The organism is Paenibacillus piscarius, assembly GCF_022234545.1.
GTDB lineage: Bacteria > Bacillota > Bacilli > Paenibacillales > Paenibacillaceae > Paenibacillus_AQ > Paenibacillus_AQ piscarius.
This window is the reverse complement of sequence record NZ_JAIEUI010000008.1, coordinates 207221-218900: the sequence shown is the minus strand read 5'-3', so window position 1 is coordinate 218900 and position 11680 is coordinate 207221. Positions and strand designations below refer to the sequence as shown.

The 11680-nt window shown below is 52.7% G+C and carries 14 protein-coding genes; 2 read left to right on the top strand and 12 right to left on the bottom strand.

Annotation, left to right across the window (positions count from 1 at the left end; all coding sequences use genetic code 11):
* Positions 1–434: 434 nt before the first annotated feature.
* The 12 genes from K1558_RS15620 to K1558_RS15565 all read right to left on the bottom strand — a co-directional run bounded on the left by K1558_RS15620 (position 435) and on the right by K1558_RS15565 (position 10092).
* The gene (locus K1558_RS15620; protein WP_238652523.1) at positions 435–1091 is read right to left on the bottom strand and encodes a hypothetical protein; all 657 of its coding nucleotides are present in this window, start codon (positions 1089–1091) and stop codon (positions 435–437) included.
* 87 nt (positions 1092–1178) lie between these two features.
* Positions 1179–1676 (bottom strand): hypothetical protein, encoded by a 498-nt coding sequence (locus K1558_RS15615; protein ID WP_238652522.1) that lies wholly within the window; start codon positions 1674–1676, stop codon positions 1179–1181.
* A gap of 20 nt (positions 1677–1696) precedes the next feature.
* Entirely contained in the window at positions 1697–2077 is a 381-nt protein-coding gene (locus K1558_RS15610; RefSeq protein WP_238652521.1) for a hypothetical protein, read from the bottom strand.
* Between the two features lie 15 nt (positions 2078–2092).
* A complete protein-coding gene (locus tag K1558_RS15605) occupies positions 2093–2236 on the bottom strand; it encodes a hypothetical protein (protein ID WP_238652520.1) in 144 nt (47 codons plus the stop codon).
* Positions 2237–2241: 5 nt separating this feature from the next.
* Entirely contained in the window at positions 2242–2451 is a 210-nt protein-coding gene (locus K1558_RS15600; protein ID WP_238652519.1) for a hypothetical protein, read from the bottom strand.
* A gap of 100 nt (positions 2452–2551) precedes the next feature.
* A complete protein-coding gene (locus K1558_RS15595) occupies positions 2552–3421 on the bottom strand; it encodes a hypothetical protein (protein ID WP_238652518.1) in 870 nt (289 codons plus the stop codon).
* 11 nt (positions 3422–3432) lie between these two features.
* Positions 3433–4482: a hypothetical protein gene (locus K1558_RS15590; RefSeq protein ID WP_238652517.1), complete on the bottom strand. Its 1050-nt coding sequence runs from the start codon at positions 4480–4482 to the stop codon at positions 3433–3435.
* A 15-nt stretch (positions 4483–4497) separates the two neighbouring features.
* A complete protein-coding gene (locus tag K1558_RS15585; RefSeq protein ID WP_238652516.1) occupies positions 4498–5961 on the bottom strand; it encodes a P-loop NTPase family protein in 1464 nt (487 codons plus the stop codon).
* Positions 5958–7022, bottom strand: a complete 1065-nt coding sequence (locus K1558_RS15580; RefSeq protein WP_238652515.1) for a CpaE/TadZ family protein — start codon at positions 7020–7022, stop codon at positions 5958–5960. Before K1558_RS15580 ends, K1558_RS15585 begins: the two co-directional genes overlap by 4 nt.
* 29 nt (positions 7023–7051) lie before the next feature.
* The gene (locus tag K1558_RS15575) at positions 7052–7765 is read right to left on the bottom strand and encodes an SAF domain-containing protein (RefSeq protein WP_238652514.1); all 714 of its coding nucleotides are present in this window, start codon (positions 7763–7765) and stop codon (positions 7052–7054) included.
* A gap of 250 nt (positions 7766–8015) precedes the next feature.
* On the bottom strand, positions 8016–8912 hold the full coding sequence (purU, locus tag K1558_RS15570) for a formyltetrahydrofolate deformylase (RefSeq protein WP_238652513.1): 897 nt from the start codon (positions 8910–8912) through the stop codon (positions 8016–8018).
* A gap of 52 nt (positions 8913–8964) precedes the next feature.
* On the bottom strand, positions 8965–10092 hold the full coding sequence (locus K1558_RS15565; RefSeq protein ID WP_238652512.1) for a deoxyribonuclease IV: 1128 nt from the start codon (positions 10090–10092) through the stop codon (positions 8965–8967).
* Positions 10093–10263: 171 nt separating this feature from the next.
* Between K1558_RS15565 and K1558_RS15560 the strand changes: the two genes are divergently transcribed.
* Positions 10264–10728: a DUF2621 domain-containing protein gene (locus K1558_RS15560; RefSeq protein WP_238652574.1), complete on the top strand. Its 465-nt coding sequence runs from the start codon at positions 10264–10266 to the stop codon at positions 10726–10728.
* 49 nt (positions 10729–10777) lie between these two features.
* On the top strand, positions 10778–11680 hold the full coding sequence (locus K1558_RS15555; protein ID WP_238652511.1) for a TIGR01777 family oxidoreductase: 903 nt from the start codon (positions 10778–10780) through the stop codon (positions 11678–11680).

The following is an 11680-nucleotide window of genomic DNA, read 5'->3' as shown; positions in this document are numbered from 1 at the left end:
TAATCATTGATCTGCCATCGCCGCCCGTCTGAATAGCGCCAGATGGAATTGCCAGGAGTAGTCTCAAACGGATCTTCAAATCCACTCTTTGTCCCCTTCACAGGAAAGGTCTCATCCTTCACGTTACCCTTCAGCGTAACTTTGATCTTCCCATTCTCTACAGTGATGGCCCCTACAACACTGTTGTTTCCTGAATATTTCAGTGTCCCTGCCTTAATCGCGGGGCCAGTGACCCCGCTAGGCAGATATAGATTAAACGTCTTAGCACTATTTTCTGAGCCCGTTAACCCGGTTGTTACCGGTATGCTGATGCTGCCTTGCTTAGCCTGTGTACTCTCTGCAGAATAGGTTAAGGTTGGCCGAAGCAATCCAAAAACCAAGAGAGCAGCAATTGTGCCAATCCAAAATTGTTTAGTTTTCATCTGCTTGGTCACTTACACTCCCGGCTCTACGATATATTTTGAGACAAATTGACCTTTGCAATCTACACTCAGCTTAAAGTAATTAAGAGTGCCGGTGTAACGAAATCCTTGGTATGTACTGAGTTTTTCTCCAGGCTTCAAAACCCATGTCCACAAAGCACTTTTATTATTCACAGAATCATCCAACTTACCAGGCATTGCTGCAGAAGCTTCCCCCATATTTAAATCTCCGAAATTCAGACGCCACTTGTTACTCAAATCTTTAATATTCCTCTGTACAATGTTCCCCCCCTTATTTTCCACAGTAATCTTCGTCCATATAAAATACTCAGCACCATCCAGATCATAACCATATTGCTTAGCCAGCGCTAAAGCATCCTTCGACTTCACATCATAAATCATTATCTTCTCCAGCGTATAGCTCAGCCCCCCGGCCTCAACGGTGACCGGCAGCTCCACATCCTTCACCAATCCATACTTGGAGAGATTATCTCTCATAATCGGGGCAGAAGCTGCCTTCACTGTAGGAGCAGGCTGAGCAGACGGTGCTCCCGCCGCACTAACCGCCCCGCCACCCTGAACAATCGAACCCATGAGCAGAGCCCCCGTCAAAAAGAATTTCACTCCTGTTCTCCCCACTGTTGCCTTGCTTATCTTCCTATTCATCATAATCAACCTCTCCCTTTGTTTTAGTAGTCATATTCCCTCGCCATTGTACTTCCTCGCTATTGTAATTCACTCGCCTTCGCCGATCCCTCAGCGATTCAGCTTATACTCCTGAACCGCCGGGACCGTAATGGCTTCTTGTACCTTGTCTCTGGAGATGAGAACCGGATGCTGTGTCTGAATGACCGCAATGACCGATGGGCCTTGTATGTATTTGGTGATGCCGTAAGCACGGTCTTCATAGAGCATGGGAAAAGTAGCCCCCTTGCCCTCGTCCACAATATCGAACTTGACGATCTTCACTTGCGCCTGAAGGCGGCTCCCCGCTATGGGGGATAAGCCGTCATCCAGTCCAAGATTATTCTGCAGGGCTTGGCGGAAGGTAGCATATGCTAGAGCGGAGTCAATAACCAGACGGCCCTGTGCCCGCGCAGCTTCGTTCAATTCCTGAGACGCATCATGGACAGCCATATTATTGGCATCCTTAAGCATACTGCGCACCGTGTCCCACTCCTGATTCTGAATCTGAAAAAACCACGAATAGATAAAAATCAGCAGCACAAACGCCAGTTTAATCACATAATCCATAGGTTACCTTCATTCCTTAATCAATCGAGATATTCACTCATGATCGAGCTATGTCCATAGTACTGGGTTGGCTGGGATACGCCGGAGAAATTATAGGGAAACAGATTCACCCGGGGCGCAGTCACGTACACATCAATACGCTGCTTGCGCTCCAGAATCATTTCTGTTCCGCTTGTTATTTTAATCGAGTTCTCCGGGAAACCGACGGCCTTCAGGTTGGCAACGACTTCAGCTTTCATGGAGGCTGTGACTCTGCCTTCTGTCGCTGCCTTTTGTGTGATATAGGAGGTATTGGCTTTGACCTGCAGATCGAGCAAATAATCGATATACGAAAAAATCGGCTGCAGAATAATGAACAGCACCAGCCACATGAACAAGGCCCGGAGGACGGTTGCCTTCAAGCGCAGCGCCTCCTTTTAGTACTGCTCAACCGCTTTGACATGGGTAATGATCTCATCCTGGCTGCCGCCGATGATGCTCACAGCCCCAGCGATAAAAATCCCCGCAATCACAAAGCCAATCGCCAGAAACAGCGCAACGGAAATCGAATCCTTCTTCATCTCTGTTAGACCAGAGGCTGAACAAGAGTATCGTTTAATTCCGCTTCTCCAGAAGTCCCAGGCTGCACATAGCTCACTTTAGGAATCTCCGGTCTGTTGTCATCCGCCTTGTCAATCACGTCCCGCACCACAGGAATCAGGATCGCAATGACGATAGCCACACACAGGAATCCGATCGCGATGAACAAACCAGTCGAAATAGCATCTTTTTTCATTGTTAATATCTCCCTTTTGATTGTATATTTTAAAAGCCTGCTTGAATATAACAAAAATTTCACTTCCGGCACTTTCTTGCTGCTAAAGCGTATAACCCGCTCACTGAAACATGCCGACGCCGTTGAAATTGCCTTTGATCAGCATAATGTACTGCATTGCCAGCGAGACGATCATCAGGAAGGTAGCGATGGAGGGAATTACATTGATGATCGTCGAAATATCCCCGATAAAAGACCATTTCTTCAGATATTGGTCGCTTGAAATCTTAGTGATGATCTTGCCCTGCTCCCGCAAATATTTCGCCGCCTCATAGTCATCATCCATCCCTTCGGTTGCAAGCAGAATGGAGCGGATGTCGTTAATGAACGCATGATTCCCGGGGAATCTGCCGCAGAACCATTCAATCGCCCGCTCCGTCCCCTCATCCACCGCCCGTTCAGAGAGCTCATACAGATCCTGGCGGATATAATTGAAATGACTGGCGGTCCCGGCGCAAAAAGCTCCAAACTCCACATACCCGCGCTTGCGCAGCCGATTATTCTCGTAAAGGCGGATGAAGGAGATCAGCTCCCCGTCCTGTTGAATCAGCGTCCTCTGATGCAGCCAGGCCAGCAGCCAGCCTAGCGGCAGCACACGCTGTGGACTGGTAATCAGCAGGATCAGCAGGGCAATCAGCGGATCGTAGACCGACACAGGCTCAGAACGGATAAAGTCACCCGTTACCTGAACAACCAGATAGAGCAGCGCGGCTGCATAGCGGAAAAGTGTGATTTTGCCGGCCGAGACCGGTAGTCCGCTCCGGTTCAGCAGCTGCTGCAGCCGTTCATTGTGCAGACGCTCGCCGAAGGCTCTCCATGTGACACCAAGACGAAGCATATAGCGTTCCTGCCGGCTGCTGCTGCTTACGAACACCAGTAGGGCAAGATGTACAATCCCTGCAACAGCAATCAATAGTAGTACCCGGTTCATAAGTCATCACCTTAGTGGTAGTCCAGCTTAGGCCTGGCCAGGATGGTGCTGATCATGAACGAGATGAACAAGCCCGCAATGATCACCATCATGAACGCAAGTCCGATGGACGTCTCGAATTGTAGTTTGAAATAAACATCAGGCTTCAGCATGTACATGAATGTTCCCACCGAAGACACCAGCACAATCAGATTTCCGTACAGCCCCAGGCTGATCGCATCCCGGCTGCTTGCCTTAACCGTCAGAATCGTCTCCCGTTGCAGCTCCATGGTACGGCTCAGCGTCATGAGCGAGCTTTTGAGATAACGTGTCCCCTCCTTCTCGCAATACAGAAGATCCGAGACGAATTCAACGGCAAACGTCGTTCCAATCGCTCCGGCAAAACGCTCCGCTTCCCCATTCAGCTCCCGCTCATGGCTGTAATTGGCGAATGCCGCCCCAAGCAGCTTCAGAGGGGTCTTCAGCACATTGTCTGCGGGCAGCAAGTCACTGGTTCTCTGCAAAATCGAATCTGCGGACAGATGCGTAAATTTGGTGGCAATCTGAATCACATCGAGCAAATCGTAGCTCCCCCGCACCTTGCGCTGGGCATAGCTATATCTCATCCGCAGATAAGGGATACACGCCGCGAGAACCGCCAGGAACAGCGGAAGCCGCCAAGCGTGCTGAACCGGTGCGCCATCGTTTAACACCATTCCCTCCAAAAAAGGATTGCTGAAATTAAGCTGCCCCGGCAGCTCTTTGAGCGTTAACAGACATGACAGAAACACCCCCAGGAACAGCATTCCCGAACGGGAGGCGAAACGCAGTACACTGATTCCCGGCTCATATCGCTTCGCGGCAAAGTACAGCAGATTATCCAGATGACGGTACAGCCACATCGTTTGCCTGACCGTACTGACCTTCTGGCCAAACCGGCTCCTCCGCAGATTCCTCTGCGCATCCAGCTTGCGGCCCCATTGCTGCAAATGCCGTTCAATCAGCGGCCGCACCAGCAGCCACAGTCCACCGGCAACGAGTAAATGAAGAATTAACCGGATCATATACAGCAGCAGCTCCACAGGCTTCCCCTCCTCTTATTCGTTCAAGACCATTTTCGATTTCAGACTTTCCTTAAGCGGATCGGTCATCGGCTTCTGTGCGGCGAGATGGCCAAGCTCCTGCAGGAACATCCTTGCGGCTCTGGTGTTCTTTTTCTTCATCTTCAGCAACAGCCCTTCGGTCAGCTTGTCATTATAGCTCCAGCGCGATTGCTCCGCTTCCCAGCGCATTAGATCATTAGCAAATACCGAGTTGCCGGCTTCATCGTAAAAGACCTCGGAAATCCGCGTAAGCCGCTTTTTGCCCTCCGGCACACTCTCCAGAATGAATACCAGCTCGCATGATTTCAGTGCCGAGACCAAGTGCCCCTTCAGGCTGCCGCCGATCCGCGTGGATACCGCAAACGCCCCCTGATAAGGAATATCCTCCGCATCCACCGTATGAAAGGTTCCGGTAATGCCGTCATATCCCTTCTCGCCGCTCCACAGGTAGAATTCCCATTCGTGATAGCGCATCTCGGTCATATAGAGAATGTTCGGATCATGCCGCAGCGATTCCACCCCAACCTCCATTAACTCCTCATTAGAGGCCTGGATCGGGATGATCCGGTGACCTTTGATCTGATAGGGCAGAATCGACTCCGGGTGCTTCTCGATCATGACAACACCCATACAGGAGGACGAGCCGAGCAGCTGCTCCCCTACAATGGTATTGGCGAACGTAGTTTTGCCCGAGCCTACGGCGCCGGCAATAACCGTATTGCGGAATGTCCCGGTCAGCGCACGGATCAGATCAATCGCTTCCGCAGGAATGCATTCGGTACCCGCCTGGTCATCCAGATCCAGAAACTCAACAACCTGCCGCCGCAGCGAGATGGTGGTGAAGCCGGCCCAGACCCGCGGAGAGACCCAGATCGCCAGACGGATGAAGCGGCCCGGCCACAGGGGATCATCCATTTTGAATTCTACCGAAGGATTGTCCTTGTTCAGCTTCTTGCCCGGATCACTCTTCAGAAGCGAGCGCTTCAGCTGCTCCACCCGGTCCAGTGAGGGCATCTCATACGGATAAGCCACAAACCTGCCTTGATGGTTGTAGAAAATCTGCCGCCCGATAATCTGCATCCCGGTGGATTCACTGTAAGCCCGGTCTGTGAACCAGCGGTAGGCGGGACCAAAGCCCTTCCATTCGTGGAACAGCGCTTCGGCTGCTGTCCGGTAAGCCTCCGGCACTTGCCCGGTGAACGGGGTGCGGCGTAAGTACTTGTCAATCTCGTTCATGAAATAGCTGACCGCTTGCGGGTCTCCTATAAGCGCCTTTGCATTCAACTCAAAATAGCTGTCGTCCTCACGCTCCAGCCCGGTATTCATTTCACTTTTCATTTTGTTCAGGAAGCTGTAGAAATCCTCCTTCCCCGGCTTGCGGGTACGCAGTACGCTATCCTTGAGCGAGAACAGGCGGATAGCCGCCGCTTCACTCTTCTCCGCTGGAATACTCATCATTGAAAAATTCCCTTCTTTCGGACTTCCAGGGCCAGTCCCAGTGATACCAGCAGCGCGTGAACTTTGCTGTCCACCATCTGAAGCTCCTTTTTGCCCAGCGGGAGGCTCTCCGGGAATGACGGATAGTACGGAAGCTCCAGCAGCAGCTCGCTGCCAAAGCGCAGGGCCAGATTCTTCGGTGAAGTCAGCTCCTCCACATTGCTGCGGTTAATGATCCACTGGAAATCCTGCGGCTGCAGATCCATATGTCCGGCCAGCTCCATCAGGGGCTGGAGCCGGTACTCATGCCTTGGATGAGTGACCATCATACGCAGCGCGGATCTCTGCATGCCTACATACCAGGCGGCGCTCTCGGGAACCGATCCGAAGTCTGCGATCACTACATCGGCACTGCCGCCTGCTCTGTCCAGCAGGTATTCAATCTCCTCTTCCTGATAATCCTGAGCGCCCAGAATGTCGAAGTTACCGGGCAGATAAGTATAACCATCCTGCTTGATCCAACCGTCAAAATCCTCATCATGCAGCATCTTGCCGGTGATCCGCGGACGCAGCTTGTCCAGACTAACCGCCGCCCGCCGGTCATAACCGGGATCGTACAGATCAAGCCCCAGCAGAATTACCCGCAGCCCTGAAGCGGCTATTCTCCTGGCGAACAGCTTGGCTACACTGGTGCAGCCGATCCCCGGCCCGGAGCCAAAGAAGCCGACCAGATTGCTGCTCTCTTTATGCTCGTCCTCCAGCATATAGCGCAGCTTGTCTACGATAGCCGCTGAGGTGGAACGCGGGGGCATGAAGAAGATGCCCAGGCTCTCGCATTTCATATGAACGGCCTGGTACCCCCTCACTCCTTTGTGCAGATAGATATACAGGATCTGGGAATCAGGGTACCGCCTGCGCAGCTCATTTAAATCCTGCACCGGGACCTGCTCACTGGTAACCATCAGGAGATGTTCTCCGGCATGCTCAGGCTCCGGCAGCACATGTTGGGCAATCACGGTGAAGCCGGCAAGCTTAATCTCATTATTCGTCAGCTGATCCACACCCAGGCTGAATATTTTCATGCTTATCCTTCCTCCTTTCATCAGATCTTCTATTCAACCCGGACAATCCACAGCTTTTTGCCCTGCTCCAGGTATACTCCCAGCAGCTCGCCGTCGCTTTTCTTCAGCTTCAGCTCGGGGGCGGCCACTTTCCCGGTCGAAGTAAACCGGTTATTGTTGTTGCCGTTCTCTGAATCCAGCACATCGTTGTTATCTTCAGTACGCACATAGTTCACCGTTACGGCACTTAAGAAGACCTTACGGGCCGGAAGCTCCTGCGGAGTCCCCTCATCTGCCGGGGCTGCAGGCGCTGAACCAGCCGGCTCATCGACCAGATAAATATCGACCTTATCCCTGCTGCGCAGAGAGCCGTTAATGGCATAGATGGCATCCTTGGGAATGGGGAAAATCCCTTCATCCTGCTGCGGCTCCAGCTCATTGACATCGACCAGTGCTTCCGTCAGAATACTGCCATCCGTCAGGTTGACATTCGTTATCTTCCGCTCTACCTGATCCAGGCTGCGGATGTACCCTGCCGGAACATCCTTGGTCTGCACGGAATCCAGATAAAGATTATTCGCACTCAGCTCATGATTCTTCGGCAGAATGCCGCCGCCCTCCACCTTGATTTTGACCACAGTCTGCGACAGCACATAGGGCTTGAAATACAGATCATAACCGAGCAGCCCGCCGAAGCCGATGATCAGGATGAGAAAAGCAAAGATATAATTGCGTTTTAACAGTCGTCCGCGTTGCGTTGCCAAGCCTTTTACCCCCTTTGAATGTGATTTCTGCACATAGCAAAATACATCTTGGCGTCAGAGCCAAAATGTCCGGTAAAATGCTTTTTTACCTGTAGTGTTGAGAAGTGTATTAGATTATCATTGTGAGGTTGTCTTGCTTGAGGCTGCGGGAGGTGCTCCCGGCTGAAGTAGGGTTCCGGTAAAAGCCAGGCCGGCAGGCTGCTGTTAGCATCTGCATATGCCCTGGTTCCTGACTTCTACCGGAGTGGTATTAATTAAATACAACCGTCTTATTATGGTGGACGAGGATACGGTCCTCGATATGCCATTTCACGGCCCGGGCCAGAACCACCCGTTCAATCGTACGACCGATGCGCTTCAGTTCATTCACATCATCGCTGTGGCTTACACGCTGAACGTCCTGCTCGATAATCGGGCCGCCGTCCAGTTCCTCGGTCACATAGTGGGCGGTCGCGCCAATGATCTTGACCCCGCGCTGATACGCTTGGGCATAAGGCTTGCCGCCGACGAATGCGGGCAGGAACGAATGGTGGATATTGATGATCCGGTGACGGTAATGCTCAATGAACGATGGAGAGATAATCTGCATGTACCGGGCCAGAATGATGACATCAATGTCATCACCGATCACCGCGAGCTGGCGCGCTTCCGCTTCAGCCTTCGTCTCTGCTGTAACCGGAATATGGTGGAATGGAATCCCGAAAGACTCCACATAAGCCTTCATATCGATATGGTTGCTGACCACAAGAGCGATGTCCGCATCCAGATCTCCGGCCTGCCACTGCCAGAGCAGTTCGACCAGGCAATGATCCTCCTTGGAGACAAAGATCGCCAGCCGTTTCTTGTGGCTTACGCTGAAGATCTGCCATTCCATCTTGAAGCGTTCGGCAACCCCGCCGAAGATGGAACGCACTTCTTCAATCCGTTGATCCAAATTAGGCAGGTCAAACTCTACCCGCATGAAGAACATGCCGCCGTCCGGGTCCATGGTGTATTGATCAGACTGTACAATATTGGCTCCGTGCTGGTACAAAAAATGCGATACTGCCGCTACAATCCCCGGGCCGTCAGGACAGGAAATGAGCATACGCGCCCGGTCCGGATAATGGGTGCCTGTTGAATGATCCCTTTTTACATGTAATTCCATAATTCTCTGTCCATCCTCTCATCTGCTTAAGCAATCGGTTATCGGGTCAGTGCTACGCGTTCTGGAGCAGCTGCTTGCCTGCCAGCCAGGCGATCAGCCGTTGGTTAACGGCTTCCTCGCTAAGCTGAGGGAACAATCCGGCAGCCATCACCTGATCATACAGGCGCTCCAGGGGTTCGCGGGGATCTGCTTTTTTGGCCTTGGCGTCATTCTTCAGCAGCTCCCATACATCCAGCACATAACGGCGGGAATCCAGCTCCTGCTTGTCCATGAAGGAATGAAGCTCTTCCAGCTCCTGCAGGAATTCCGCTCCGAAGCGTTCCGCTACATTGCCGCGCAGCAGCGCAATCTCCACCTCGTACATCGGACGAAGCTTCTTGGCATCCTTGCCGATCCACGGGGTCTCCAGGATGAACGGCAAGCCCGCAAGCGCCTCATGGTGCACGACATTATGGATCGCCTCGTATCCAATATAGCCTGAACCAATCGGGGTATGACGGTCCTTGCCTGCCCCGCGCGGATTCTTGCTGTCATTGATATGAATAACGCCCAGCCGCTTAAGCCCGATGATATCATCGAATTGCTGAAGCACCCCGTCCAGATCATTTACAATGTCATAGCCCGCATCATGGATATGGCAGGTATCGAGGCAAACGGACAGCCGTTCATTAAATTCAACCTTATCTATAATAGCGGCAATCTCCTCAAAGCTCCGGCCTACCTCCGTTCCCTTGCCGGCCATCGTCTCCAGCGCAATATGCACTTCCGTCTCGCCGGTACCGCCCAGCACCTCGTTCAAGCCATCTGCAATCCGCTGAATGCCGAATGCAGCATCCTTATCGGTGTAAGCACCCGGATGGAGAACGATATGCTTCACCTCCAGCGCATGGGTGCGGCGGATCTCCTCCTGCAGGAAGTCTACAGCGAGCTGGTACGTGTTCTCCTTGTAGGAGCCCAGGTTAATAATGTATGGAGCGTGCACCACAATCTCTCTGACGCCGTTCTCCCGCATCGCCTGCTTCCCCTCCTCGGGGAACATCGATTGAATCGGCTTCCGGCGCGTATTCTGCGGCGCTCCCGTATATATCATAAACGAGGTAGATCCGTACTCATTGGCTTCATTAGCTGCGCTCAGCAGACCCTTGTCCGCACAGGACACATGAGAACCTATCTTCAGCATGTTTATTTCCCTCTTTCCCTCACGAATTAACCCTTATTCTACCGTGATCGGGAGAATAAATCTAGGCAGGTCCGGGAGGCCCGCTTCCGCTTCGCAAAACCGGGGAAATACGCTATACTCAAGAGGAGCAACAGGAACGTGACAATCATCATTGTCAAAGGCGGTGTATCTATGCATTACCATTTATCCTTAAGCTTATTATCCGCTTCGCCAAGCAACTGGTTTATGAATTCGATTGCATTCTGGACGTTTGTCCTGCTGGGCTGCATGTGCATCGGCGGCTTTTTCATGTTCCGCAAATTCCTGAAGGTGCTGCCCAAGGCAGACGGCAAATCCAAGCTGGACTGGCAGAACTACTGGGTCGAGCGGAGCCGTCCGCTGTGGAGCGATGAAATGAAGGCCTTCCTGGACCAGCTTGTCCAGCCGGTGCCCGGCCCCTTCCGTGATATCGCCAAGCATTCCATTGCTGCCGAGATCGGCAAGCTCGCTGTGGAGAGTGGGGCCACAGAGGTCACCCGTGAGCATTGCATCCAAGGATATATTCTCGCCACGCCCCGGCGCGACAACCGCTTCCTGGTCAATTTTCTGGAGAAGAACGGCATTGACTATACACCCTACAAACATCTGGTTAAATAATATAATATCTTCATTCGAATAAAAGTCATTCCAGAACAGGAGCATCCCTATGAAATATATCATTTGCGGGGGCAGCGGATTCATCGGCAAGGAGCTGACCGGATATTGGCTGCGCAGCGGCCACCAGGTGATCAGTGTCGGGCGGAAGCTCCCCGAAGGCAAGCCGGCGCACCCGAATCTTAGTTACCTTACTTGGGACAGCCTCGAAGATAACCCCGGAGCTGCCGAGGGCGCAGACGCGCTGGTTAATCTGGCCGGAGCCTCCCTCAGCCAGCGCTGGACGCCCGAGGGCAAGCGGGCCATTATGGAATCCCGGCTGGAGACGGTTGAAGCTGCCGGGAAGCTGCTGAATTCTCTTCAGCGTAAGCCTCCTGTTGTCGTCCAGTCTTCCGCTGTCGCCATCTATGGTACTTCTGAGCAGGATACGTATGACGAGAGCTCTCCTACCCGGGTAGTTGACTTCCCTTCAGAGGTCGTCAAAACCTGGGAAGAGGCGGCCGATGAGGCTTATCCGGGCATCCGGCTGATCAAGCTGCGCACAGGTGTGGTACTGGGTAATGAGAGCGGCGCTTTTCCCAAAATGAAGCTGCCTTATTCGCTTGGCTTCGGCGGCAGAATCGGCAGCGGGAAGCAGTGGCTGTCCTGGATTCACCTTACGGATATCGTCCGGCTGATCGAATTCTGTGTTCTGCATCCTGAGGTCGAAGGCCCTGTCAATGCCACGGCCCCGCAGCCGGTCACGAATGAACAATTCGGGAAGATGGTCGGCAAGGTCTACCACCGGCCGCACTGGTTTCCTGTTCCGGCATTTGTGCTGAAGACTGCTGTAGGCGAGCTATCTGAAATCCTGCTTAAGGGGCAGCGCGTACTTCCCTCCAAAGCGGTCAACCATGGCTTCATTTTCACCTACCCTACCTTACAGCCGGCGCTGGAACAGCTGAAGTCGGAGTAG

Bases quoted from the DNA above. Each gene is read 5' to 3' on its own strand.
- K1558_RS15620 (WP_238652523.1), bottom strand. From the start codon at position 1,091: ATGATGAATAGGAAGATAAGCAAGGCAACAGTGGGGAGAACAGGAGTG.
- K1558_RS15615 (WP_238652522.1), bottom strand. From the start codon at position 1,676: ATGGATTATGTGATTAAACTGGCGTTTGTGCTGCTGATTTTTATCTAT.
- K1558_RS15605 (WP_238652520.1), bottom strand. From the start codon at position 2,236: ATGAAGAAGGATTCGATTTCCGTTGCGCTGTTTCTGGCGATTGGCTTT.
- K1558_RS15600 (WP_238652519.1), bottom strand. From the start codon at position 2,451: ATGAAAAAAGATGCTATTTCGACTGGTTTGTTCATCGCGATCGGATTC.
- K1558_RS15595 (WP_238652518.1), bottom strand. From the start codon at position 3,421: ATGAACCGGGTACTACTATTGATTGCTGTTGCAGGGATTGTACATCTT.
- K1558_RS15585 (WP_238652516.1), bottom strand. From the start codon at position 5,961: ATGATGAGTATTCCAGCGGAGAAGAGTGAAGCGGCGGCTATCCGCCTG.
- K1558_RS15580 (WP_238652515.1), bottom strand. From the start codon at position 7,022: ATGAAAATATTCAGCCTGGGTGTGGATCAGCTGACGAATAATGAGATT.
- purU (WP_238652513.1), bottom strand. From the start codon at position 8,912: ATGGAATTACATGTAAAAAGGGATCATTCAACAGGCACCCATTATCCG.
- K1558_RS15565 (WP_238652512.1), bottom strand. From the start codon at position 10,092: ATGCTGAAGATAGGTTCTCATGTGTCCTGTGCGGACAAGGGTCTGCTG.
- K1558_RS15560 (WP_238652574.1), top strand. From the start codon at position 10,264: ATGCATTACCATTTATCCTTAAGCTTATTATCCGCTTCGCCAAGCAAC.
- K1558_RS15555 (WP_238652511.1), top strand. From the start codon at position 10,778: ATGAAATATATCATTTGCGGGGGCAGCGGATTCATCGGCAAGGAGCTG.